This window comes from Curtobacterium sp. MCBD17_008, from assembly GCF_003234475.1.
Lineage (GTDB): Bacteria > Actinomycetota > Actinomycetes > Actinomycetales > Microbacteriaceae > Curtobacterium.
In genome coordinates, this window is sequence record NZ_QKTK01000018.1 from 1 (window position 1) to 23,184 (window position 23,184).

Here is a 23,184-nt window from a genome sequence, read left to right on the forward strand (position 1 = left end):
CGTCCGCCCAGACCGCCCCGACCGCCCCGACCCGTTCGACCACCCACACCGAGGAGACCACCCGTGCCTGAGACCACCGCCCTGCCCCGCCCGCCGTTCGACCCCGAGTTCGTCCCGTTCCTGACGGCCATGGACGAACGCGGCCGGTTCCACCTCACCGATCACCCCGACCCCTACCCGGTCGAGGACTGCTACGCCGGCCTCGTCTGGACCGCCGAGCACGCCGACGACCTCGGCATCGACGCGGAGCGCATCGTCCTCGTCGGACAGAGCGCCGGCGCCGGGCTCGCCGCCGGCACCGCGATCCTCGCTCGTGACCAGCAGGGGCCGGGCGTGATCGGGCAGGTGCTCGTCAGTCCGATGCTCGACGACCGGGACGCCACCGTGTCGGCACGACAGTTCGACGGCGTGGGTGTCGCCGACCGGGAGATGACCGGGTTCGGCTGGGACGCGTACCTCGGCGACCGACGCGGTGGCGACGACGTGTCCGTCTCCGCCGCCCCCGGCCGCGCGACCGACCTCGCCGGGCTGCCGCCGGCGTACGTCGACTGCGGCAGCGCCGAGGTGTTCCGGGACGAGACCGTGGCCTACGCGAGCGCACTCTGGGCGGCGGGCGTACCGGCGGAGTTGCACGTGTGGCCGGGAGCGTTCCACGGGTCGACGAGCATGGTGCCGGAGGCGGTCCTGTCGCAGCGATCCGTCCGTGCCCTGCGGGAGTGGACCGGACGCCTCCTGGGGACCACCGCCTGACGGGACCCGGGCGGGCGCGCCCCCTCGTCGGGGGGAGGACGGTCCCGGGCCGTCTCCGCCCGGGACCCGTAGGCTCGGTGGTGGATCCGCCGGTGCACGGGGCGCACGGCGGGAGGCAAGGGGGAACCACATGTCCGTCACGTCCAGGATCACCACCGCAGCAGCGGCCGCCGTGCTCGTCGCCGTCGCACTGTCCGGCTGTGCCGGGAACGGGGGCACAGCGCCGCGGGCCGAGCGGTCCGCCCCGACGACTCCGGCGTCGACGACACCGACACCGGTGTCGCCGACGCGCACACCGACGGCGGAGGCGGCACCGCCCACCGACCTCACCTTCGAGGACGGCGCCGGCCTCTCCGCCAGCACCCTGCCCGCGTTCAGCCTCGAGGTCTCGGGACTCGACGGGTGGGAGCAGACCGGCGAGGACCCGACCGCCGGGTCGCGGGAGTACACGAACGCGGACGGTTCGGTCGCCACGATCACGCAGCAGCGCATCACCGACCTCGACCCGGCCATGGGCGACCGGGCGGCCACGGTGCAGATGTTCACCGCGGCGGGTTTGCCGGCCGAGCAGCTCGAGGAACAGCTCCTGCCGACGATGACCGGTGGCACGGCTCAGTTCCTGTCGATCGCGGGGCAGGGCAGCGACGGGTCGTGGTCCGCGACGGTGGCGCGCGCGTTCGCGAAGCCCGGAGCGGCGCTCATCGTGAAGGTGCGGACGTCCTCGCAGGAGGCGCTCCGCCCGGACCTGCACGACGTCCTCGTGCACGCGCAGGTCGCCCTGACCTGACCTGATCGTCGTGCGCTCGACCGGGCCGCTCAGCACGACGTGGCCCGCCCGGACCTGCTCAGCTCGGGCGCAGGGCCGCGAGCCGTGCGAGGGTCCCGGGCTCGGGCGCCCACCCGAGGAGTTCCTCCGTCCCGCCCACGTCGTAGGTGCGCTCGAGACCGAGCTGCCGGACCGAGTACGGGGAGATGCCCGACCGGCCCCGGGCGACCGCGGCGACGTGCCGAGCGGCGCGCATCGGCACGTGCACGACCCGCAGCGGCCGGCCGACGACGGCCCGGAACGCGTCCCCGATGGGGACCGGGTCGTCGTCCGTCACGTTCACCGCGTGCGTGCCGTCGACGTCGGCACGGAGTGCGGCGAGGACGGCGGCGGCGAGGTTGTCGACCCAGGTGAGCGCGTGGGGCGCGCGTCCGCCGAGCGGGAGCGGCAGCACCCCGTGTCGCGACGCACGCAGCACGCGGGGGAGCAGCGTGGCGTCGCCGGAGCCGTAGACGGCGTGCGGGCGGAGGATGACCGCCGACGCGCGGCGGGCCGCCACGAGCTGCCCTTCGTTCGCGAACTTCGACTCACCGTAGGTGCCGAACCAGCGGTAGCGGCCCGTCGCCTCGGCCGGCTGGGCGCGGACGGACGGGCGAGCGAGGTCGTACACCGAGGACGAGCTGACGTGGACGACCCTGCCCGTCGTGAGGGCGAGCGCGGATTCCATGATCCGGGAGTTCCGGTCGAACATGCCCCGGTCGAACCCGTCCCGGACCTCCGCTGCGCAGTGGACGAGCGGCACGTCCCCGAGCCGCGGCACCCGGGCGCGACCGGCGGCGAGGTCGACGTGGACGTGCTCGTCGGCGCCGCCCCGACCGGGACGGCGCCCGAGGTCGATGACGTGGTGCCCCTCCCGCTTCAGGGCCGAGATGACCCGGCCCCCGACGAACCCGCTCCCGCCGGTGACGGCGACGGTGCTCGTCACGGCGTGCGCTCCGCACGGACGACGAGCCGGCTGTAGGAGGCGGCCATCGTGCGCTGCTTCCGCACCCGCGACCGGACCCGGAGCGGACCGGCCGCCGCGGCCGCACGGGCGAGCGCCGCCGCGAACACCTCCGCCTCGAGCGTGGCGAGCGGCATCCCGATGCAGAAGTGCGCTCCGGCGCCGAACCACAGCTGCCGCATCTCCTTCGGCACGGGGCGGGAGGGGTCGAAGTCGCCGGCCCGGGCACAGGCGAAGATGTTCGCGAGGATGATCCGCTCCCCGGCACGGACACGGACGCCGTCGACGCGGTGGTCGCGGAGCACGCTGCGGATCATGACGGGTGAGGGCACGGTGACGCGCATCGCCTCCGCGACGGCCGCGGGGACGTCCTCGGGGTGTCGGGCCAGGTGGTCGAGGTGGCCGGACTCGATGACCAGGTTCGTGAAGCGCGGGACGAAGCTGACGATCGTCTCGGTCCCGGCCACGATCATCGCGGTGACGACCGACACGGTGTCCTCCTCGGTGATCCCCTCGGCTCGCATGAGCGCGGGGACCGTCCCGGGAGCGGCCGCTCGGTAGGCGGCGCGGGTGCTCGCGTTGAGGACGGCGAGCTTCTCGTGGACCACCGCGAGTTGCGCGTCCGAGAACTCCTTCGTCGTCAGGGTGACGAAGCCGAGGATCTCCCGGGCCCGGGCGAGCTGCGCCGCGGCGTCGTCCTCCGGGTACCCGGTCAAGCGACAGATGATGAGCGCGGCCGCGCGTTCGATGACGGCCACGACGTCGACGTCCTCGCGTCGGCCCACCGCGTCCTCGAACCGGTCCAGCTCCGGGGTGAGCACCTCGTCGACGATGCTGCGGAGGAACCGCTGGGAGAACAGGGGGGTGAGCTTCCGGCGCAGGTGCGCGTGCTCCTCCCCGTCCATGTTGAGCAGGCCCCTCGGACCGATGATGGGCGTCCAGAGCCGGTCCGAGCCTCCCGGCCCGACCTTCGAGTAGGTGACCGGGTCGAGGAGGATCTGTCGCATCCGCGCAGCGTCGCTCACGACGACCCCGAGACCGGGGACCCGCACGACCCGGCCGAGCCGGGTGATCCCGCGGAGCGCCAGGTAGCCGGCACGGTGGGCGTGCAGGACGACGCGGCGGTCCTCCCGCGTGGCTCGTCGCGCGGCACGCGCGTCGATGCCGGTCACGGTCGGACGTCCACCGTGCTCGTGGACCGCGGGCGGTACCGGTGGCCGGCGTACCAGGCGAGCGACCGGACGATGCCCCACACGGCGATCCGGCGGACGGACATCGTGACGACCATCTCGCGGTGCAGGCCGTACCGGTCCGTCACCCGCCGGACGGCGTTGGTGAGGTCACGGTCCTCGTGCGTGTCCTCGATGGCGGTCCGCGGGAACCCGCCGACGCGCTCGTACAGCTCGCTGGTGATGGCGAGGTTGTTCCCGGCGACCATCACGTAGGGCCCCTGGTACTGCCTGCCCCGGTTCTCCGGCAGGAGGCGCCCACACCAGATCGCGACCTCGTTGACGACGCACAGGAACCGGTAGCGGAGCGGCCCGACCGGGAAGTCGTCGCGCCTCGGCAGCGTCAGGCCGCCGAAGAACAGGTGGTCCGTCTCGGCGAACAGGCGCTTGACTGTGGCGGTCCAGTCCGGGGCCGGGAGGCAGTCCGCATCCGTCCGGACGAGGTGCGTGCACCCGGCGGCGATCGCGGCGCGGGCGGCGGTGTCCGATGCGGCACCGGTGCCCTTCTGCCGCTCGACGACGACCTGCCAGGACAGGTCGTGCCGACGGACGTGGTCGGCGACGATCCGCTCCGTGCCGTCGGTCGACCCGTTGTCGCAGACGACGACGGTGAAGTCCGGGTCGACCTGGTCGCGGAGCGCGTCGAGCAGACCGGGGACGAGGCGAGCCTCGTTCCAGGCGGGGACGATGACACCGAGACGGATGCCGACGCTCGTCTCGGGTGTGTCGGACGGGACGGGACGGGACATGGTCGCTCTCCGGACTGACGGAACTCGTGCGCGTGGTGCCGCCGAGGCGGAGTCGTGCGCGGACGGCTCGTCAGGCGACGGAGGACATCCCTGCGGCACCGGAGGTCCCGGGGTGCGCTGCCCTCGAGATGCCCTCGGCGGTCGACCGCGCTGCGTCCATGTCGGCGACCGCGCGGTCCCCGACGGCCCGGTCCGGACGTCCCAGGTGGCCGAGGACTCTCCGTCGGCGGCGGTCCTGCAGCTCGAGGACGACGAGTGCGGACACGACGAGCACGGCCACGGCGGTGAGTGTCAGGACGACGATCACGGTGTTCCCCCCTTCCCGGACGATGTCCGGTAGGGACAACCTAGCGGCCCGGGGACCGCTGCCGGGAACGGTCTCCTGGGAGCGTGTCGGATTGTCCCGGGGGACTGCCGTCCCGGGGACTGCCGTCCCGGGGACTGCCGGTCAGGCGCCGTCCGGCGCGCCGGTCACGGGCCCGGGGACGGCGACCTGCACGGCACTGATCCGACCCGCGCGCGTCTGCGCGGTGGTGGCCGGGTCGTAGCTGTCCGCGGTGGCGAGGTACAGCGTCCGGCCGTCGGGTCCTCCGAGCGCGCAGTCGATCGCGCAGCGGCCGGGGGCGTCGATGCGGTCCGTGACCTCGCCGCCCTCGACGACGCGCAGGAACTCTCCCGTGTCGACCGAGCAGACCCAGATCGCCCCCTCGCTGTCCACCGTGCTCCCGTCCGGTGTGACCCCGTCCGGCAGCGCCGCCCACTCGCGTCGTCCCGTCAGGCTGCCGTCCGGCTCGATGTCGAACGCGGTCAGACGGCCGCCCCAGGTCTCGCTGACCACCAGGGTCCGCGTCCCGGGCAGCACGTTCGCACTGTTCGGGAACACCAGTCCGTCCGCGGCGAGCCGGGAGGAGCCGTCCCGGTCGATCACGTACAGCGGGCCGGGGCGCAGCTCCTCGCCGCCGTACAGGTCGTACCCGAACGCGCCGATGTACGTGCGGCCGCTCTCCGGGTCGACGACCAGGTCGTTCAGGAGCGACGGCTCGGTGGCGGACAAGTCCGCGAAGACGCTCGTCGTCCCCACGGCGTCCACCGCCACGACCGTGCGGGACTCCATCGCGCTGACGACGAGCCGTCCGTCGGGCAACCACCCGAGCCCGGACGACTGGCCGTCCACGGTGGTCTCCAGACGCGGCCCGTCCTCCGTGCCGGGGTCGATCGAGAAGACCTCGCCCGTGTGCATGTCGGAGTACCAGAGCCGCCCGCGGTACCAGCGGTTCCCCTCGGGGAAGCGGATACCGGTGACGACGTCGGTCGCGGACTGCAGGGTGGTGTGCACACCCCCAGCCTGCCACCCGGCCCGGCGTCCGCGCACGGGGAGGACGTGTGCCGGACGACCGGGCTCAGGGTCCGATCGGCTTCTGGGTGAGCGTGAACGCGATGCCACTGAGGTCGATGGACTGCCCCTTGCCCGTCGTGACCTCCGACGAGAGCCCGATCGTGAAGGTGACGTCGAGGACCGAGGTACCGTGCGTCGGTGTCACGGTCCACGAGGTGCGGCCCGCGGGCGCGAGGCTCGAGCTGGTGGAGGCGAGCGACAGGGACTGCGTCGACGCGGCGATGAGTTCCGCGTCGCCCGTGATGCTCTGCGGCACCCAGGTCAGGTCCGCCGTCAGGTCGTCGCCGGTCGCCGTCACGTCCAGCGTCTGGTGGAACTGGTACGCGTTGCCGGGGACCATCCGCACCGTCGTGATGTCGACCACGTCCGACCGACCGTTCGTGATGTCCGTCCACACGCCGTCCGGGTTCGCGGACAGCGCGAGCGTGCCGGAGGAGACCGTCGCCGGACGGGTGGAGGCCTCGGCGTTCCAGAGCGCGAAGGTGCCCGCGCCGCCGAGGAGCAGAGTGAGGCCGCTGGCGCTGGCGACGACACCGGTGACGATCTTGTGCATGGGAGCCCGTTCGGGTCGGGTCGGTGGATGCCCCGACCGTACCGGTCCCCAGAAGTGCGGACACGAGACGCCGTCCGCTTCGTGCGGCCCCAGATCGAGGGGCACGCGCACCGTTGGTCAGACGGGTGCCGGCAGTTCCAGACCCGACAGCTCGCGCATCACCGAGTTGAGGTGCCACTGGTCGCGGAACAGCCCGTACCGGTCGCGGTCGGTGGTGACGATCTCGAGGTCGCGCCGCTTCTCGAGGATCGCGAAGTCCGCGTCCGTGACGGTGCGGACCATCGTCCACGGCAGTGGCTCGACCCGGACGGCGGTGCCGAACTCGGCCATCAGGCGTGAGGTGAGGACCTCGAGCTGCAGGGACCCGATGACACCGACCATCGGCGCCTGCGCGGTCCGGCGCTCGGAGTGCAGCAGCTGGACCACGCCCTCCCCGGCGAGCTGCTGCATGCCCTTCCGGAACTTCTTCGCCGTGCTCGGGTCGGTAGGGGCGACCGTCGCGAACATCTCGGGTGCGAAGCGGGGGAGCGGCTCGAACTCGACCGGTTCCTCGCTGAAGAGCGTGTCCCCGGGGTGCAGCATCGTCGCGTTGACCAGGCCGACGACGTCGCCGGGCCAGGCGAGGTCGACGGTGTCGCGCTCGCGTCCGAACACACTCAGCGCGTGCTTCGTGTTGAACCGCCGACCGGACTGGGCGTGCGTCAGCATCATGCCGCGGTCGAACCGCCCGGAGCAGATCCGGACGAAGGCGACCTGGTCGTGGTGGGCGGGGTCCATGTTCGCCTGCACCTTGAACACCTGCGCGGCGAACGGCTCGGTCACCGGACGGGCGGCACCGTCCGCGGTTCGGCGGGGCAGGGCGGCGGGTGCGGCGTCGCGGAGGAAGCGCAGCAGGTCGACGGTGCCGACGTGCTTGGTGGCGACGCCGAAGAACACCGGCATGCTCATCCGGTCGTGGAAGTCGCCCTGGTCGGGCAGGCCGCGGACCTCGCGGGTGAGCTCGACCTCCTCGACGGCGGTCCGCCAGGCGGCACCGAGCAGCTCGGCCGCCTCGTCCGCCGACCGCTCGGTCGTGACCGGCAGGTGCCCGCCGCCGCTCGACTCGAAGGTCGTCAGCGTCCCCGTCGCGGTGTCGACGAGGCCCTGCAGGTGCCCGGCCTCGCCGACCGGCCAGGTCACGGGCGTCGGGGTCCGACCGGTGCGCTCCTCGAGTTCGTCGAGCAGGTCGAGCGCCTCGCGTCCGGGCCGGTCCCACTTGTTGACGACCGCGATGACCGGGATGTCCCGCGTGCGGCAGACCTCGAACAGGCGGATCGTCTGCGCTTCCATGCCCTTGGCGGCGTCGATGAGCATGACGGCACAGTCGACGGCGGCCAGTGCGCGGTAGGTGTCCTCGGAGAAGTCGGCGTGACCGGGGGTGTCGACGACGTTGATGAGCGTGCCGCCCGCGTCGAGCTGCACGACGGCGGAGCTGATGGAGATCCCGCGACTGCGCTCGATCTCCATCCAGTCGGAGACGGTCGCTCGGCGGGTCGCCTTCCCCTTGACCGCACCGGCTTCGTCGATGGCGTCAGCGGCGAGGGTCAGCGACTCGGTCAGGGTCGACTTGCCGGCGTCCGGGTGGGCGATGACGGCGACCGTGCGGCGGCGCTCCGCTTCCCGCTCGATGACCGTGGCCTCCGCCGTCATGCCGAGACCCGGCCGTGGCGTCGTCCGACGGTGTCCTCTGGGCGTTCCGGCATCTGCACCCGACGACGATACCGACTGCACCCGACACCAGACGAACGACGGGGGTAGCCGTCGCCGGACGGGCGCCGGTATGACCGGTTGCAGCAGGACTGGCTCCTGGCGAGCGACATCGCGACCGTCCTCGTGGTGCCGCTCACGTCGGACACCGCCCTGGAGGCGTTCCCCGGCAACGTGTTCGTCCCACGTGAGACGTCCGGGTCGGAGAAGGACTCGGTGGCGGTCGTGTCCCAGATCGGTCCGGTGAGCCGCGAGTACCTCGACCCGTACCCGGCGGGCCGTCTGCCGACCTACCTGCTCCGCGAGGTCGGTGCAGGGGTCCGGCTCGTCACCGGGATCTGCAGCAGCACGCCGTCACCGGTCGAGCCGGACCACCGGCCCGGCGGCGGACTGCCCACCGGCAGCGGGTCGCCGTCAGGCCGCCGCCGCGCCGACCGTCGACGGCTCCGTCCGGAGCGCCGGGCAGTGCTCGGGTGTCGGGTGCTCGCTGATGTCGATGACCTCGTCGAGCCGGTCCCGCGCCGCCGTCAGCTCGGCGAGCTGGGCCGTGATCCGGTCGCGCTCCTGCACGAGCAGGGCGAAGCTCTCGGGCGTGGCCTGCCCGGCGTCGACGCACGGCAGCAGTCGGACGATGGTCCGGCTCGGCAACCCGGCGGCGAACAGCTGCTGGACCAGCCGGACCCGGTCGACGGCGTCCGAGCCGTAGGTCCGCTGCCCGCTCGCGGTGCGGGTGGCGGCGAGCATCCCCTGCTCCTCGTAGTAGCGGAGCGAGCGGACGCTCACCCCGGTCTCGGCAGCGAGGTCCCCGATGCGCATGTCGTCTCCGTCCCGGGTTTGCCCCTGACACTGATGTGAGGTCCTACCGTAACCGAGCCGGAGCGGGACGGACCCGTCCGGCGGAAGGACACCATGGACATCACCGGATCGGTCGCGCTCGTCACCGGCTCGAACCGCGGCATCGGACGCCGCTTCGTCGAGCAGCTCCTGGAGCGCGGCGCCACGAAGGTCTACGCGACCGCACGCCGTCCCGAACTCGTCGACGTCCCCGGCGTGACGGTCCTGCCCCTCGACATCACCGACCCCGCGTCGGTCGCGGCGGCAGCAGTCGCAGCGCCCGACGTCACGCTGCTGGTGAACAACGCGGGCATCTCCTCCTCCGGATCGCTCCTCACCGACGACCTCGCCGACGCCCGCCGCGCGGTGGACACGCACCTGTGGGGCACCCTCGAGGTGGTGCGTGCGTTCGCCCCCGTCATCGAGCGGAACGGCGGCGGTGCGATCGTCAACGTCCTGTCGGCGCTGTCCTGGTTCGCCGCCCCCGGCGCCGGTGGCTACTCCGTCGCGAAGGCCGCCGAGTGGAACATGACGAACGCCGTCCGCCTGGAGCTCGCGAGTCGCGGCGTGACGGTGCAGGGCCTCCACCTCGGCGCCGCGGACACCGACATGATGGCCGGCTACGACGGCCACATGACCGATCCTGCCGACGTCGCCCGCGCGTCACTGGACGGTGTGCAGGCCGGCGCGGCCGAGGTCCTCGTCGACGACTGGAGCCGCATGGTCAAGGCGTCCCTCGCGGCCGACCCGACGGCGCTGACCGACCAGCTCGGCTGACCGGCCGCCGGCGGCACCGCCCCGGGGCCGGAGGTGGCCCGGCCCGGACGTGGCCCGAGGGCGGACGGGAGGCCCGGCGCACGACGTGTGCAGCGCCTCCCGTCCGTCGATGCGGGAGGATGGGGACGTGGACGGACAGGGACAGCAGCCGCGCTGGCGGACGACGTGGTCGATGGTGCAGGTCGGGGTCCTCACCGCTGCGGTGGTCGGGTGCATCGTGCTGCTCCTGACCGGCGACGGGACGCTCGACCGGGTCTACGCGGTCGCGCTCGTGTTCTTCGGGATCGCCCTGCTCGGCCACGTGACGTTCCTGGTCCTCACGAAGCGGGCTGAGCGGGGGCGCTGAGCCGCTCCGGACGCGCTGTGGCCGCGCCGTTGCTCCGCGCCGCTGCTCCGGGGCGCGGTTCGCTGTGCGGACCAGGCGTGAGCGCGCACACCACCGCCCTGGCAAGCTGTGCTCCTCATGGAACTCATCGCACCCGAACTCGTCGTCGTGCTCGTGGTCGCGATCGCCGTCGCCACCGCCGTCTCGAACCGGCTGCGTGTCGCGCCCCCGGTCCTGCTGCTCGCCTTCGGTGCGGGGATCGCGTTCATCCCGGTGTTCCGCGAGGTCGAGCTGCCCGCGGACGCCGTGCTGCTGCTGTTCCTGCCGGCACTGCTGTACTGGGAGAGCCTGACGATCTCGCTCCGGGAGATCCGTGCGAACCTGCGCGGCATCGTCCTGATGGGGACCCTCCTCGTCGTGCTGACGGCCGGCGGGGTCGCGACGCTCCTGCACCTGCTCGGCATGCCGTGGGGTCCGGCCTGGGTGCTCGGTGCCGCGGTCGCCCCGACCGACGCGACCGCCGTCGGTGCGCTCACGCGGTCCCTGCCGCGGCGCAACACGACGGTCCTCCGGGCCGAGTCGCTCGTCAACGACGGCACCACGCTGGTGATCTACGGCATCGCGGTCGCGGTGACGGCGGGGGAGCAGGAGCTCACCTTCTGGAACGTGTCCGGGATGCTGCTGCTGTCCTACGTCGGCGGGATCGCCGCGGGGCTGCTGACCTCGTGGCTCGGGATGCTCGTCCTCCGTCGGGTGCACGCGGTCGTGCTCGAGAACCTGCTGACGCTGCTCGTGCCGTTCGCCGCGTTCCTGGTCGCCGAGGCGGTGCACGCCTCCGGTGTGCTGGCGGTCGTCGTGGCGGGCCTGGTCGTCAGCCAGGTCGCTCCGAAGCTCGACCGGGCGGAGACCCGGCAGCAGGTGCGGTCGTTCTGGTCGTTCGCCACGTTCCTGCTCAACGGCGCGCTCTTCGTGCTCGTCGGGATCGAGGCGACGATCTCGGTCCGGGCCCTGACGGGCGGGGAGATCGCGGTCGGCCTCGGGCTGATCGGCGCCGTGTCGGTGGCCGTCGTCGTGCTCCGCTTCGCGTTCCTCAACCTCACCTGGGGCACGGTGCGGCTCGTGACCCTCCGGACGGGAGGCTCGCCCCGCGAAGGACACCGCGACCGGTTGGTGAGCGGGCTGACCGGGTTCCGCGGCGCGGTCTCGCTCGCGGCTGCGGTCGCCGTCCCCCGGATGGTGGAGAGCGGCGGCGCGTTCCCGGACCGGGACCTCATCGTCTTCGTCACCGCCGGCGTCGTCGTGGTGACGATCGTCGGCCAGTCGCTCGTGCTGCCGGCGGTCGTCCGCTGGGCGGCGTTCGACGGCAGCAACGAGGTGGTCGAGGAGCGTCGGTCCGCGGAGCGCGTCGCGATCGAGGCGGCGCTCGACGCCCTGCCGAAGCTGGCGCGCCGCGTCGGCGCCGACGCGGAGATCGTCGACAGGATCCGCGAAGACTACGAGGGCCACCTCGCGCTCGTGAAGGCCGAGGAGAGCGACGACGACGACCACCCGTTGCTGCAGCAGCGCGGGACGGCGGTGGAGCTCGAACTGGCGCTCGTGCGACTCAAGGCGGCCACGGTGCTGCGGCTACGGGACGAGGGGGAGATCGACGACCTCGTGCTCCGACAGGTCCGTGCCGAGTACGACGCCGAGGAGACCCGGCTGCTCCGCCTGGACCAGCGCGGCTGACGGGCTCGACCAGCGCGACCGACCGGCCACGCGGACGGTCCGGTGACTGCGCGGTCGCTCGCGTCAGGTGAGGGTGCCGCGCTCGAGGGTGAGCACCCGGTCGGCTGCGGCGAGCGCCTCGGGGTCGTGGGCCGCGTGCACGACGACCGCACCCCGGCCGGCTTCGGCGGCGAGGGCGTCGAGGACCAGCCGGAGCGAGCGCGCGTCGACGCCGGCGGTCGGTTCGTCGACGAGCAGCACCGCGGCCTGCTGCGCGAGTCCCATCGCGACGAGTGCGCGCTGGCGCTGCCCACCGGACAGTGTGTCGAGCGGGCGGTCGGCCAGCCCGACGAGGTCGAGGCGCGCCAGTTGCTCGTCGACGACCGCGCGGTCGCGGGGCCGCAGGGGGCGCCACCACGGTACGGATGCCCACCGGCCCATCGCCACGGCGGCACGCACGGTGAGCGGCGGGCCCGGGGTCGACACCGACTGCGCGACGTGCGCGACCGAGCGCGGCGACACGCCGCTGACGGTGCCCTCGGCCGCGCGGAGGACCCCGGCGACCGTCTCGAGCAGGGTGGACTTGCCGGAGCCGTTCGCGCCGACGACGACCGTCACGGCACCGGGCTCGAAGACCGCGTCGGCTCGGTGCAGGACCGCCCGCTCACCTCGTCGGACGGTCACGGAACGGAGTTGGACGGATCGGGGCGACACCTGAGCAGATTAGCAGTAAGGAGAATCATTCCCATGTAGCGTGGTCGCCCGTGACCTGGCTGACCGACCCGTTCTCCGTCGACTTCATGCTCCGTGCCCTCGTCGCCGGAGCCACGGCCGCGGTGCTCTGTGCCGTCGTCGGGACCTGGGTGCTCGTCCGGGGGATGGCGTTCCTCGGCGAGGCGCTCGCGCACGGCATGCTGCCCGGCGTCGCGGTCGCCACCCTGACCGGCGTCCCGGCCGTGCTCGGCACCGCCGTGAGTGCCGGCGTGATGGTCGCGGGCGTGCAGGCGCTCCGTCGCCGTGGCGGCCTGTCGTACGACACGGCGATCGGCCTGCTCTTCGTCGGCATGCTCGCGCTCGGGGTCATCATCGTGTCCGGGTCCCGGTCCTTCGCCACCGACGTCACCGCGATCCTGTTCGGCGACGTGCTCGCGGTCACCACCGCCGACCTCGGCACGCTCGCGGTCGCAGCCGGTGCCGCCCTCGCCGTCGCCGCGGTGTTCCACCGACCCTTCACGGCCGCGGCGTTCGACCCGCGCAAGGCCGCGACGCTCGGCTTGCGGCCGCGCCTGGCCGAGGTCGTCCTCGTGGCGCTCGTGACCCTCGCCGTCGTCGCCTCCTACCGGGCCGTCGGGACGCTGCTCGTCGTCGGGCTGCTCCTGGCCCCCGCCGCGGCCGCCCGTGCGTGGACCCGCGGCACCGGCCCGACCATGGCGCTCGGCGCGGTGCTCGGGATGGCCGCGGTCGCGACCGGCCTGCTCGTCTCCTGGCACGCCGGCACCGCCGCCGGCGCGAGCATCGCCCTCGTCGCGATCGTCGCCGTCGTCGTCTCGCACGGTCTCCGCCGTGCGACCCGTCTCCTCGTCCACCGTCCCCGGAAGGAACCATGCACCACCTCCGCACCCGACCAGCCCCGATCGCCGTCCCGGCAGCGCTCGGCGTCGCTGCCGCGCTCCTCCTGAGCTCCTGCTCCGCACCGGACGCCGACCCGCCCGGCGCCTCCGGTGGACCGTCGTCCGCCTCGGCGAAGCCGCACGGGTTCGTCGAGGGCGCGTCCGAGGCATCCGAGCCCCAGCTCCGGCTGCTGCTCGCCGACGCCGACGGGAGCGTCGCCGTCCACGACCTGCTCGCGGCCGAGACCGAGTCGCTCGACGACGTCCCGGCTCCCGAGCACGCGGCGACCGACGGCCGGTTCCTCGCCACGAGCGACGGGGAGCGGACGACGATCGTCGACGGCGGCGCCTGGACCGTCGACCACGGCGACCACACGCACTACTACGACGCCGCGGCCCGGGTCGTCGGCAGCCTCGACGGCGCAGGGCCGGTCACGATCGCCTCCTCGGAGTCGACCACGACCCTCGCCTGGTCGGCGTCCGGCCGGGCGGTCGCCCTCGACCGCGACGCCCTCGGCCAGGGCGAGGTGCGGGAGACCGCGAGGGTCGACGACGCCGGCGTCCTCCTGCCGCTCGGCACGCTCCTCGTCTCCGGTGACGCGGCTGGGGACCGCGTCCGGGTGCTCGACGCCGCGGGGGAGCCGACCGGCGTCGACGCCGCGTGCGTCGACCCGGCCGGCGGCATCGTCACCCGTGTCGGCGCGGTCGTCGGGTGCGCGGACGGCGCGGTGCTCGTCACCGAGGACCCGGACGGCGGCGACCCGGTCGTCGAGACGGTCGGCGTCGCTGCCGGGTCGACGCTGCCGCGCGCGACCGACTTCGCGAACCGCACCGGTCGGCCGACCGTGGCCGCCCTCGCCGGGGACACCGGCTACTGGTTGCTCGACACCCGGGAGCGCTCCTGGCAGCACGTCCCGACCGACCGCCCCCTGCGCCAGGTCGTCGCGGTCGACGACACCGACGAGCACGTGGTCGCGCTCGATGCGGACGGACGGGTCCTCGTGTGGTCCGAGGGGGACTCCGCTCCCGTGACGACCGAGCCCCTCGTGTCGTCCGCTGCCGGTGCGACCCTGCAGCTCGACGCGCAGCGCGCCTACCTCTCCGACCCGGAGGAGTCCGTCGTGCACGAGGTCGACTTCGCCGACGACGCCCGGGTCGCCCGCTCCATCGACGTGCCGGTCCGGCCCGACGTGCTCGCCGAGGTCGGCCGGTGACCGGCGTCCGGCGGCTCGCGGTCGTGGCTGCCGTCGCGGTCGTGGCGCTCGGCACGACCGGCTGCTCCGCGGCGGAGCGTGACGACCGACCACTCGTCGCGGTCACGACGAACATCCTCGGCGACGTCGTCGAGCGTGTGGTCGGGGACAGTGCCGACGTCATGGTGCTCATGCCACGCGGTGCCGACCCGCACTCGTTCGAGGCCTCGGCGCAGGAGGCCGCCCGGCTGCGGACCGCGGACCTGGTCGTGGAGAACGGCCTCGGGCTCGAGGAGGGCGTCGCACGCCACGTCGCGGCAGCCGCGTCCGACGGGGTCCGGGTGTTCACGGCGGGGGAGGCGGTCGACGTGCTCGAGTGGACGAGCGAGGACGCCAGCGGCCCCGATCCGCACTTCTGGACCGACCCGGCCCGCATGACCGCCGTCGTGGACGCGCTCGGCGAGGAGCTCCACGAGGTCCCCGGGCTGGAGGACGGCGCGCTCGACAGGGCACTCGAGGGCTACCGGGACGACCTCGAGGCGCTCGACGGGGACATGACCGCCGCGTTCGCCGCGCTGCCGGAGGACCGCCGTGCCCTCGTGACGAACCACCACGTGTTCGGGTACCTCGCCGACCGGTTCGGCTTCCGCGTGGTCGGGGCCGTGATCCCGAGCGGCACCACCCTCGCCTCGCCGAGCGCCGCGGATCTCCGCGACCTCGCCGCGGCGATCGAGGACGCCGACGTGCCGACGATCTTCGTCGACGCGTCCCAGCCCGCCCGTCTCGCCGAGGTGCTCGCGGACGAGGTGGACGTGCACGTCGCGATCCGGTCCCTCGCCACCGAATCCCTCACCGCCGAGGGTGAGGGTGCGGCGTCGTACCTGGAGATGATGCGCTCGAACACCGACGCCATCGTCGACGGCCTGTCGGTTGGCGGATGAGAATGAGAATCAATACAGTGTTGGTCATGACGAAGAAGACCCTCCTCGCCCCGGCCGTGCTGCTCGGCGCGTCCGCCCTCCTCCTGACCGGGTGCGCCGGCTCCGGGACCCCCGCCGCCAGCGACAGCGCGTCGCCCGGTCCCGACGCAGCGGGCGCCGACACCGGCCACCGCATCGCCCTCACCTACGACGGCGGCCTGCTCGTCCTCGACCGCGACCTGCAGGTCGTCGGTGACCACACCGTCGACGGCTTCACCCGCGTCAACCCGGCCGGCGACGACCGCCACGTGATGGTGACCGTCCCCGACGGCTTCCGCGTGCTCGACACCGCGGCCGGCACCAGCGCGGACTCCGCCCTGACCGACGTCACGTTCCCCGCCGACACCGGTGGGCACGTCGTCGTCCACGGCGACCGCACCGCGCTCTTCGCGGACGGTTCCGGCGACGTCACGACGTTCGACACCGCCGACCTGGCGAGCGCCGTCGAGGGCGGCGGTCTGCCGGAGGTCGACACGACCGAGTCGGAGGCCGCACACCACGGCGTCGCGATCGAGCTCGAGGACGGCACCCTCCTCACCACCATCGGCACCGAGGAGTCGCGCTCCGGCGTCCGTGCCCTCGACGCCGACGGTCAGGAGACCGCCCGCTCCGAGGAGTGCCCCGACGTGCACGGTGAGGGCACGGTGGCCGACGAGGTCGCCGTCTTCGGTTGCTCCGACGGCGCGCTCGTGTACCGGGACGGCGTGTTCGAGAAGGTCGACGCCCCGACCGAGTACGGCCGCAGCGGGAACCTGTTCACGACCGAGTCGTCGAGCATCGCGGTCGGCGACTTCAACGACGACCCCGACTCCGAGGGCTACCTCCTCGACCAGATCGCCCTGATCGACGCCGCGACGGGCGACTACCGTGTCGCCGACATGCCGGACGGCGTCGGCTTCACCTTCCGTGACCTGGCCCGCGGGCCGGAGGACTCCGCGGTGGCGCTCGGCAGCGACGGCGCCCTGCACGTGTTCGACGAGGAGACCGGCGAGGAGCTCGACAGCTTCCCCGTCATCGACGAATGGGAGGGCCCCGCCGAGTGGCAGGACGCCCACCCGGCGCTGAAGGTCGTCGACGACGTCGCGTACGTCACCGACCCGGCCGAGCGCACCGTCACGGCGGTCGACCTCACCAGCGGTGACGTCATCGCCACCAGCGACCGCCTGCCCGGCGTCCCGAACGAGATAGCGGTCGTCTGACCGGTCCGCCGCGACCTGACGGACGGGAGGCTCGCCACCAGCCGGTGACGAGCCTCCCGTCCGTCGTCCGGTCGCCCCGGGCGAGCGCGCCTCGGCTCCGTCCGCACTTACGGGGCCGCGCCGGGAGCCGATAGTGCCCACTGACCACCCACGGACGGGCGGTCGAACACCTGCCCCACGGACGGCGGCGGGTCGATCGAGAACCAGGACGGGCCATGATCGTCGTCACACGACTCAACGGCAGCGGATTCGCTGTCAACCCCGATCTCGTGGAGCGCATCCAGGAGACGCCGGACACGACGCTCATCATGGTCGACGGGGCGAAGTACATCGTCCGCGAGTCCCTGGCCGAGGTCATCGAGCGGATCGCCGCGTACCGCGCCCGGATCGTCAGCATGGCCTACGGGACGGACCTGCCGTCGGCGCGGGACCTGACCACCACCGGGCCGCAGCCCACGCTCGCCCCCGTGGCGACCCTCCGCTCGCAGGACGGGGGGCGCTGAGATGGACATCGCGACCATCATCGGGATCCTCCTGGCCTTCGGCGCCCTGTTCGGCATGGCGCAGATGGAGCACGTCGAGATGGCGGGGCTCTTCCTGCCCGCACCGATGCTCCTCGTGTTCGTCGCCACCATCGGCTGCGGCGTCGCGAGCACGACCCTCAAGGACGCCCTCGCCGCCTTCAAGACCGTGCCCAAGGCGTTCACGGGCAAGGTGACGCCGCCGCAGACCGTCATCGACGACGTCGTCGGGCTCGCCGAGACGGCCCGCGCGAACGGCCTGCTCGCCCTCGAGCAGGAGGCCGACAAGCACGACGACCCGTTCATGAAGAAGGCCCTGCAGAACATCGCCGACGGCACGGACGGCGACGAGCTCCGGATCCTGCTCGAGGACGAGATCGAGTCGAACGCGGCGCCGATGCGGAGCGCGAGCGCGTTCTTCATGGGCCTCGGCGGCTTCGCCCCGACGGTCGGCATCATCGGCACCGTCGTCTCGCTCACCCACGTCCTCGCGAACCTCGGCAAGCCGGACGAGCTCGGGCCGCTCATCGCGAGTGCGTTCGTCGCCACCCTCTGGGGCCTGCTCACCGCGAACTTCCTCTGGCTGCCCTTCGGCGGCAAGCTCCGCAAGCTCGCGCAGCTCGAGTCCGACCGGCAGACGCTCCTCATGGAGGGCCTCCTCGCCGTGCAGGCCGGCAGCCAGCCTCGGCTCCTCGGGGAGCGCCTCACCGCGATGGTGCCGCCGAGCGCCCGTGGCGCATCGGGCAAGGGCGGGAAGAACAAGTCCGACGCCGACGACCAGCAGCTGGCGGCCTGACCGTGAGCGCGAACCCCCGCGGTCGCGGACGCGGCCGGAAGAAGGGCGGCCACGACGAGGCCGAGCACCCCGACGAGCGCTGGATGGCCTCGTACATGGACATGATCACGGTGCTCATGTGCATGTTCCTCGTGCTGTTCGCGATGTCCTCCGTGGACCAGGACAAGTACATGGCCCTCAAGGAGTCGCTCGCCACCGGGTTCGGCGAGGTCGAGTCGCAGAAGATCGACACCGCCTCGGGGACCATCGTCACGAAGGACGAGGTCGAGGACGGCACGGGCTACTCGGTGGACAAAGCACAGGCCGACCACTCCACGGCGGCGTCCGGTGCCGAGGACACGAACGCCGACCCAGCGGCCGCCGTCGTGCCGGCATCGGCGACGAAGGCCGACCTCGCGGCGGCGAAGGAGGAGCTCGACGACCTGCAGGCCATCGAGCGGGCCATCTCGGGGAACCTCGAGAAGGCCGGGCAGGACGCCAACGTCCAGTTCCGCCTCGACTCCCGCGGCCTCACCGTCCGGCTCGTCGGCAGCGACACGTACTTCGGCACGAACAGCGCCGACCTCTCCGACCAGGCGAAGCAGATCATGGACGCCATCGCGCCGGTGTTGCGCGGTGCGGACCACGACGTCAGCGTCGAGGGGCACGCCGACAGCCGCAACTCCACCGCCCCGTACGCCACGAACTGGGAGCTCAGCTCGGCCCGCGCGACCGGGGTGCTGCGGGACCTCGTCGAACGCGGTCAGATGCCGGCCGAGCGCATCCAGTCCGTCGGCTTCGGGTCGAGCCGCCCCCTGGCCAAGGGGACCCGGGAGCAGGACCTCGCCCTGAACCGCCGCGTCGACATCGTCGTCCTGTCGAACGCCGACCAGGACGTCAGCGCCCTCATGCCGGCCCTCGCCTCCGCGCAGGACGGGGCCCGCACCGGGTAGCGCCACGTCGCCCCAGAAGAGGGGCCAGAGCTGACGGCCGCCCGCCGGTGGCCGAGAGTGCGCTTCGTGACCGAGACCCTGACCGCGCCCGAGGTGTACGACTTCGCGCGCCCGTCGACGCTCGCGCGTGAGCACGCCCGGGTCCTCGAGCTCGCCTTCGAGACCTTCGCCCGCCAGTGGGGCACGCAGCTGACCGCGAAGGTGCGCGTCCTCAGCCAGGTCACGTGCGAGCAGGTCGCGATGATGACCTACGACGAGTACGCCGCGTCGCTCCCCGCGCTCACCGGCATGGTGCTGCTGCCGATCGAGGACGTCGCCGCGAAGGGCGTCCTGCAGGTGCCGCTCGACGCCGCCCTGACCTGGGTGTCGCACTCGCTCGGTGCCTCGAAGCCGCTGCCGACGCCGGAACGCACCTTCACACCGATCGAACAGGCACTCGTCCGCCGCCTCGTCGAGGACGCGCTGGACGACCTCCGCTACTCGCTCGGTGGGCTGCTCGAGCGCCCGGTGTCCGCCGGCGCCTTCCAGTTCAACAGCCAGTTCGCCCAGGCCGCGCAGAAGTCCGACCTGATGATCGTCGCGTCCTTCGAGATCCGCGTCGGCGACCGCATCGCCGACGGCACCCTCGCCCTCCCGGCCGAGGCCGTCCTCCCGCAGCTCGTCGACCGGCCCGCCGACGTCTCGACGGCCGACGCGAAGGCCCTCATCGACGCCCAGCTCGCCGCCGTGCCGGTGGGCGTCGCCCTGCGCTTCGCCCCCGCGACCGTGCTGCCGGCCCAGGTGCTCGGCCTCGCCGTCGGCGACGTCCTGCCCCTGCCGCACCCGCAGCACCGCCCGCTCACCATCTCCGTCGACGGTGAACCCGTCGGCACCGCCGCCGTCGGCGCGAACGGCTCGCGGCTCGCGGGCGTCGTCGTCACCACCACCGCATCGGAGCCGTCCGCATGACCGTCGTCACCTCCACGCTGCACACGACCGCCGCCGAGGCGCTCGCGAGCGCGTTGCCCACCCCCGTCCCGCTCGTCGCGACCGTCCAGCCGGGAGGCCCCACCCCCGACCTGCAGGCGCGCGCGGTCGACGCCGTGGTCGCCTCGTTCGTCGGCGGCGTGTCCGCGGACCTCGCGGTGGTCCTGCTCGACCTGGGCGGCATCACCGCCGCCGGCGGCGTCGACTCCGGGCTCGTCTCGGTGGCCGACGTGCTCCGCCCGTCGCTCGAGGCCGCGGTCGCACCGCTCGGCGCCGGCGTGCTCGGCGAGGGCCGCCGCGAGTCCGCCGCCGCGCTCGTCGCCGACCCGGAGACCGTCGTCTTCGCCCTCAGCGGTGCCGGGGCCCCGGCCGGCTGGGTCGCCGTCCGGATCCGCGAGAACGGCACCGTCGCCGAGACCGTCAGCGCGGCGCCGACCCTGCCCGCGGGCAACCTCGGCCGCATCAACAGCGTCGAGATGACCCTGACCGTCGAGATCGGTCGCACCCGGATGTCCGTCCGCGACGTGCTCGGCATGGAGCCCGGCGCGGTCGTCGAACTCGACCGCTCGGCCGGGGCGCCCGCCGACGTCCTGCTCAACGGCCGCCTCATCGCCCACGGCGAGGTCGTCGTCGTCGACCAGGACTACGCGGTCCGCATCACCAAGATCCTCGACGTCGCCGAGACGGTCTGACCCCGGTGGACACGCTCGTCATCGCGCTCCGCGTCGCGCTCTCCCTCGGCGTCGTGCTCGCCCTCATGTGGGTGCTGCACCGACGCATGCAGAAGGGGCAGTTCGGCGCCGCCCGCGCGCGCGGGCGTCGATCGGCCTCGGTCGAGGTCGTCGGTCGTCAGGCGATCGGCGGCAAGGCGAGCGTCGTCGTGGTCGACGTCGACGGTGAGCGGCTCGTCCTCGGCGTCGCCGAGCAGGGCGTGACGCTCCTCACGAGCGGGCAGGCGCCCGCACCGGAGCTGACGATCGTGACGGGTCCGGTCGCGCTGCCGACGGCCGACGCGTTCGGCGCGCAACTCGACCGGCAGGACCAGGCCGCACCGGGCCTCCCGGCCGTCGCGACCGCCCCGGCCGACGCCGAGGGACGCGTCACCGACCCACTGCCGCTCCGGCCGCGCGGGCGCCGTGCCCACCGGACGGTCCGTGCGGCGGACACGCGGGTCGTCCCGACCGCGGCCCAGCTGCAGGGGTCGATCCTCTCGGCGGACACCTGGCGCCAGGCGGCGTCGGTCCTCCGCTCGCGGCGGACCGGGTGAGCGCCGCCCGCACGGGCAGGCTCCTGCTGTTCGTCCTCCTCGGGCTGACGGTGGTCGCCGGCTTCCTCATGCTCACGACCACCGGAGCGCACGCCGCCGGCGTCGTCGAGCCCACCGCCCCCGCGGCGCCGTCCGCGCCCGCGACCCCGTCGACGGGTGGCTTCAGCGTCGACGTGAACGGGCCGGACGGCACCCCGTCGTCCGCCGTCGTCACGCTCATCGGGATCACGTTGCTCAGCGTCGCCCCCGCGCTGCTGCTCATGATGACCTCGTTCACGAAGATCTTCGTCGTCCTCGCGATGACCCGGAACGCCCTCGGCCTGCAGTCGATCCCGCCGAACCAGGTGATCGCCGGACTCGCGCTGTTCCTGTCCCTCTTCGTGATGGCACCGGTGATCGGCCACGTGAACGACGACGCCCTGCAGCCCTACCTCGCCGGGAAGATCGACTTCCAGCAGGCCGTCGACGCCGGGACCGCACCGCTGCGCACCTTCATGCTGCACCAGACCCGGGACGAGGACGTCGCCCTCATCACCCGCGCGGCCGGTCGGGACAACCCCGCGCGGATGGCCGACGTGCCGATGACCACGGTCATCCCGGCGTTCGTCATCTCCGAGCTGCGCAGCGCGTTCATCATCGGGTTCGTCATCTTCATCCCGTTCCTCGTCATCGACCTCGTCGTCTCCGCGGCCCTCATGTCGATGGGCATGATGATGCTCCCGCCGGTGATGATCTCGCTGCCGTTCAAGATCCTGCTGTTCGTCCTCGTCGACGGGTGGGGTCTCATCATCACGTCGCTCATCGAGAGCTACCACGTTGTCTAGCGCGGTCCGGCCCGGGAGGCACCCGTGAACCAGCAGGCGGTCATCGACCTCACCCTCCAGGCGCTCCTCGTCGCGGGGAAGCTCGCCGCGCCCGTCCTCGTCACCTCGCTCGTCGTCGGGTTCGCGATCTCGCTGTTCCAGTCCGTGACGCAGATCCAGGAGGTCACGCTCTCGTTCGTGCCGAAGGCCCTCGCCGTCGCCGTCGCGCTCGTCGTCTGCGGCAACTGGATGATCTCCGAGATGGTCGCGTTCACGCACGTGGCGTTCGACATGATCCCGAAGCTGCTCGGGAGCGGCTGATGGAGCTGCTGTTCGACGCGGCCCGGCTCGAGGGCACGATGCTCGCCGGCGTCCGGCTCGTCGCGTTCTTCGTCGTGGCCCCGCCGTTCTCCTACCGCGCGTTCCCCGGCGTGGTGAAGGTCATCCTCGGCCTGGGGCTCGCGATCGGCGTCGCACCGAAGGTGACCGCCGGCTACGAGCAGCTCGACACCGCGACCTTCCTCGTCGCGCTCGTGACGCAGCTGCTCGTCGGCCTCGTCCTCGGTTTCATGGTGTACCTCGTCTTCGCCGCGGTGCAGTCCGCCGGAGCGCTCATCGACCTGTTCGGCGGCTTCACGCTGGCGCAGGCGTTCGACCCGCAGTCGCAGGTGAACGGCGCGCAGTTCACCCGCCTGTTCCAGATGGCGTCCCTCGCACTGCTGTTCGCCTCCGGCGGGTACCAGCTCATCATCGGGGGACTCGTCCGCTCGTTCGACGGGGTCCCGCTCGTGGACGGACGGTTCCCGATCGACGGCGTCGCCCCGATGCTCGTCGCGGCCTTCGGGCAGATGTTCCTCGCCGCGCTGCAGATCGCCGGGCCGCTCGTGGTCGTGCTCTTCCTGGCCGACGTCGGCCTCGGGCTGCTCACGCGTGTCGCCCCCGCGCTCAACGCGTTCCAGATGGGCTTCCCGATCAAGATCGGGCTCACCGTCCTGTTCGCCGGCGCGCTGTTCATGGCGCTGCCGAGTGTCGTGTCGTCCCTCACCGGCGACGCCGTGCAGGCCATCACGGGCAGGGGGTGA

Annotated in this window: 27 protein-coding genes and 1 pseudogene; 19 read left to right on the top strand and 9 right to left on the bottom strand. The window is 72.9% G+C overall.

What is annotated here, in order from left to right; translation table 11 throughout:
- The first annotated feature begins 63 nt into the window (after positions 1–63).
- Together DEI95_RS14310 and DEI95_RS14315 are read left to right on the top strand one after the other, a co-directional pair.
- Complete coding sequence (locus DEI95_RS14310; RefSeq protein ID WP_111060657.1) at positions 64–750, top strand: alpha/beta hydrolase fold domain-containing protein; 687 nt, start codon at positions 64–66, stop codon at positions 748–750.
- A gap of 130 nt (positions 751–880) precedes the next feature.
- Complete coding sequence (locus DEI95_RS14315) at positions 881–1,537, top strand: hypothetical protein (RefSeq protein ID WP_111060658.1); 657 nt, start codon at positions 881–883, stop codon at positions 1,535–1,537.
- 58 nt (positions 1,538–1,595) lie between these two features.
- Here the strand turns inward: DEI95_RS14315 and DEI95_RS14320 are convergent, their stop codons facing one another.
- From DEI95_RS14320 to DEI95_RS14350, 7 genes are all read right to left on the bottom strand, one after another.
- Positions 1,596–2,501 (bottom strand): NAD(P)-dependent oxidoreductase, encoded by a 906-nt coding sequence (locus DEI95_RS14320; protein WP_181436360.1) that lies wholly within the window; start codon positions 2,499–2,501, stop codon positions 1,596–1,598.
- Positions 2,498–3,691 carry a cytochrome P450 gene (locus DEI95_RS14325; RefSeq protein ID WP_111060660.1) on the bottom strand — a complete coding sequence of 398 codons (1,194 nt, stop codon included), beginning with the start codon at positions 3,689–3,691 and terminating at the stop codon, positions 2,498–2,500. Before DEI95_RS14325 ends, DEI95_RS14320 begins: the two co-directional genes overlap by 4 nt.
- Entirely contained in the window at positions 3,688–4,497 is an 810-nt protein-coding gene (locus DEI95_RS14330) for a glycosyltransferase family A protein (RefSeq protein WP_110911276.1), read from the bottom strand. Before DEI95_RS14330 ends, DEI95_RS14325 begins: the two co-directional genes overlap by 4 nt.
- Positions 4,498–4,567: 70 nt before the next feature.
- Entirely contained in the window at positions 4,568–4,804 is a 237-nt protein-coding gene (locus DEI95_RS14335) for a hypothetical protein (RefSeq protein ID WP_110911277.1), read from the bottom strand.
- Between the two features lie 141 nt (positions 4,805–4,945).
- Positions 4,946–5,833 carry an SMP-30/gluconolactonase/LRE family protein gene (locus DEI95_RS14340; protein ID WP_181436363.1) on the bottom strand — a complete coding sequence of 296 codons (888 nt, stop codon included), beginning with the start codon at positions 5,831–5,833 and terminating at the stop codon, positions 4,946–4,948.
- A 64-nt stretch (positions 5,834–5,897) separates the two neighbouring features.
- Positions 5,898–6,446: an alternate-type signal peptide domain-containing protein gene (locus DEI95_RS14345; RefSeq protein ID WP_110889759.1), complete on the bottom strand. Its 549-nt coding sequence runs from the start codon at positions 6,444–6,446 to the stop codon at positions 5,898–5,900.
- 117 nt (positions 6,447–6,563) lie between these two features.
- On the bottom strand, positions 6,564–8,135 hold the full coding sequence (locus DEI95_RS14350; RefSeq protein WP_110889760.1) for a peptide chain release factor 3: 1,572 nt from the start codon (positions 8,133–8,135) through the stop codon (positions 6,564–6,566).
- A 183-nt stretch (positions 8,136–8,318) separates the two neighbouring features.
- Here DEI95_RS14350 and DEI95_RS17130 point away from each other — a divergent pair.
- A pseudogene (locus DEI95_RS17130) lies at positions 8,319–8,510 on the top strand (type II toxin-antitoxin system PemK/MazF family toxin); the annotation flags it as partial.
- 96 nt (positions 8,511–8,606) lie between these two features.
- Here DEI95_RS17130 and DEI95_RS14360 read toward each other — a convergent pair.
- Positions 8,607–9,008: a MerR family transcriptional regulator gene (locus tag DEI95_RS14360; RefSeq protein WP_110900083.1), complete on the bottom strand. Its 402-nt coding sequence runs from the start codon at positions 9,006–9,008 to the stop codon at positions 8,607–8,609.
- Between the two features lie 93 nt (positions 9,009–9,101).
- On the opposite strand from DEI95_RS14360, the gene DEI95_RS14365 reads away from it, so the two are divergent.
- The 3 genes from DEI95_RS14365 (at position 9,102) to DEI95_RS14375 (ending at position 11,856) form a co-directional block, all read left to right on the top strand.
- Positions 9,102–9,803 (top strand): SDR family oxidoreductase, encoded by a 702-nt coding sequence (locus DEI95_RS14365; RefSeq protein WP_110911281.1) that lies wholly within the window; start codon positions 9,102–9,104, stop codon positions 9,801–9,803.
- 127 nt (positions 9,804–9,930) lie between these two features.
- A complete protein-coding gene (locus tag DEI95_RS14370; RefSeq protein ID WP_110889764.1) occupies positions 9,931–10,149 on the top strand; it encodes a hypothetical protein in 219 nt (72 codons plus the stop codon).
- Positions 10,150–10,266: 117 nt separating this feature from the next.
- Complete coding sequence (locus DEI95_RS14375) at positions 10,267–11,856, top strand: Na+/H+ antiporter (RefSeq protein ID WP_110889765.1); 1,590 nt, start codon at positions 10,267–10,269, stop codon at positions 11,854–11,856.
- A 63-nt stretch (positions 11,857–11,919) separates the two neighbouring features.
- On the opposite strand, the gene DEI95_RS14380 is transcribed toward DEI95_RS14375, so the two are convergent.
- Complete coding sequence (locus DEI95_RS14380; protein ID WP_111060662.1) at positions 11,920–12,519, bottom strand: ABC transporter ATP-binding protein; 600 nt, start codon at positions 12,517–12,519, stop codon at positions 11,920–11,922.
- 80 nt (positions 12,520–12,599) lie between these two features.
- On the opposite strand from DEI95_RS14380, the gene aztB reads away from it, so the two are divergent.
- From aztB to DEI95_RS14445, 13 genes are all read left to right on the top strand, one after another.
- Positions 12,600–13,514 carry a zinc ABC transporter permease AztB gene (aztB, locus tag DEI95_RS14385; RefSeq protein WP_111060663.1) on the top strand — a complete coding sequence of 305 codons (915 nt, stop codon included), beginning with the start codon at positions 12,600–12,602 and terminating at the stop codon, positions 13,512–13,514.
- A complete protein-coding gene (locus DEI95_RS14390; protein ID WP_111060664.1) occupies positions 13,439–14,659 on the top strand; it encodes an ABC transporter in 1,221 nt (406 codons plus the stop codon). The genes aztB and DEI95_RS14390 overlap by 76 nt, the downstream gene beginning before the upstream one ends.
- Entirely contained in the window at positions 14,656–15,579 is a 924-nt protein-coding gene (locus DEI95_RS14395; protein WP_181436365.1) for a metal ABC transporter substrate-binding protein, read from the top strand. The genes DEI95_RS14390 and DEI95_RS14395 overlap by 4 nt, the downstream gene beginning before the upstream one ends.
- A gap of 26 nt (positions 15,580–15,605) precedes the next feature.
- Complete coding sequence (locus DEI95_RS14400; protein WP_110824881.1) at positions 15,606–16,817, top strand: hypothetical protein; 1,212 nt, start codon at positions 15,606–15,608, stop codon at positions 16,815–16,817.
- 215 nt (positions 16,818–17,032) lie between these two features.
- Positions 17,033–17,320, top strand: coding sequence for a flagellar FlbD family protein (locus DEI95_RS14405; protein ID WP_110824882.1), 288 nt, complete (start codon positions 17,033–17,035; stop codon positions 17,318–17,320).
- Between the two features lies 1 nt (position 17,321).
- Complete coding sequence (locus DEI95_RS14410) at positions 17,322–18,134, top strand: motility protein A (RefSeq protein WP_110824883.1); 813 nt, start codon at positions 17,322–17,324, stop codon at positions 18,132–18,134.
- Positions 18,135–18,136: 2 nt separating this feature from the next.
- The gene (locus DEI95_RS14415) at positions 18,137–19,066 is read left to right on the top strand and encodes a flagellar motor protein MotB (RefSeq protein WP_110824884.1); all 930 of its coding nucleotides are present in this window, start codon (positions 18,137–18,139) and stop codon (positions 19,064–19,066) included.
- 66 nt (positions 19,067–19,132) lie between these two features.
- Positions 19,133–20,014: a flagellar motor switch protein FliM gene (locus DEI95_RS14420; protein WP_110825195.1), complete on the top strand. Its 882-nt coding sequence runs from the start codon at positions 19,133–19,135 to the stop codon at positions 20,012–20,014.
- Entirely contained in the window at positions 20,011–20,724 is a 714-nt protein-coding gene (gene fliN, locus DEI95_RS14425) for a flagellar motor switch protein FliN (protein WP_110889772.1), read from the top strand. Before DEI95_RS14420 ends, fliN begins: the two co-directional genes overlap by 4 nt.
- A 5-nt stretch (positions 20,725–20,729) precedes the next feature.
- Complete coding sequence (locus DEI95_RS14430; protein WP_111060665.1) at positions 20,730–21,299, top strand: flagellar biosynthetic protein FliO; 570 nt, start codon at positions 20,730–20,732, stop codon at positions 21,297–21,299.
- A complete protein-coding gene (gene fliP, locus DEI95_RS14435; protein WP_110900093.1) occupies positions 21,296–22,123 on the top strand; it encodes a flagellar type III secretion system pore protein FliP in 828 nt (275 codons plus the stop codon). The genes DEI95_RS14430 and fliP overlap by 4 nt, the downstream gene beginning before the upstream one ends.
- A gap of 24 nt (positions 22,124–22,147) precedes the next feature.
- Positions 22,148–22,423 carry a flagellar biosynthetic protein FliQ gene (locus DEI95_RS14440; RefSeq protein ID WP_110824888.1) on the top strand — a complete coding sequence of 92 codons (276 nt, stop codon included), beginning with the start codon at positions 22,148–22,150 and terminating at the stop codon, positions 22,421–22,423.
- A complete protein-coding gene (locus DEI95_RS14445; RefSeq protein WP_110824889.1) occupies positions 22,423–23,184 on the top strand; it encodes a flagellar biosynthetic protein FliR in 762 nt (253 codons plus the stop codon). The genes DEI95_RS14440 and DEI95_RS14445 overlap by 1 nt, the downstream gene beginning before the upstream one ends.

Coding starts and splice junctions, on each gene's coding strand:
- DEI95_RS14315 (WP_111060658.1), top strand. CDS start 881: ATGTCCGTCACGTCCAGGATCACCACCGCAGCAGCGGCCGCCGTGCTC.
- DEI95_RS14330 (WP_110911276.1), bottom strand. CDS start 4,497: ATGTCCCGTCCCGTCCCGTCCGACACACCCGAGACGAGCGTCGGCATC.
- DEI95_RS14345 (WP_110889759.1), bottom strand. CDS start 6,446: ATGCACAAGATCGTCACCGGTGTCGTCGCCAGCGCCAGCGGCCTCACT.
- DEI95_RS14350 (WP_110889760.1), bottom strand. CDS start 8,135: ATGACGGCGGAGGCCACGGTCATCGAGCGGGAAGCGGAGCGCCGCCGC.
- DEI95_RS14360 (WP_110900083.1), bottom strand. CDS start 9,008: ATGCGCATCGGGGACCTCGCTGCCGAGACCGGGGTGAGCGTCCGCTCG.
- DEI95_RS14365 (WP_110911281.1), top strand. CDS start 9,102: ATGGACATCACCGGATCGGTCGCGCTCGTCACCGGCTCGAACCGCGGC.
- DEI95_RS14375 (WP_110889765.1), top strand. CDS start 10,267: ATGGAACTCATCGCACCCGAACTCGTCGTCGTGCTCGTGGTCGCGATC.
- DEI95_RS14390 (WP_111060664.1), top strand. CDS start 13,439: ATGCACCACCTCCGCACCCGACCAGCCCCGATCGCCGTCCCGGCAGCG.
- DEI95_RS14400 (WP_110824881.1), top strand. CDS start 15,606: ATGACGAAGAAGACCCTCCTCGCCCCGGCCGTGCTGCTCGGCGCGTCC.
- DEI95_RS14405 (WP_110824882.1), top strand. CDS start 17,033: ATGATCGTCGTCACACGACTCAACGGCAGCGGATTCGCTGTCAACCCC.
- DEI95_RS14410 (WP_110824883.1), top strand. CDS start 17,322: ATGGACATCGCGACCATCATCGGGATCCTCCTGGCCTTCGGCGCCCTG.
- fliN (WP_110889772.1), top strand. CDS start 20,011: ATGACCGTCGTCACCTCCACGCTGCACACGACCGCCGCCGAGGCGCTC.
- DEI95_RS14445 (WP_110824889.1), top strand. CDS start 22,423: ATGGAGCTGCTGTTCGACGCGGCCCGGCTCGAGGGCACGATGCTCGCC.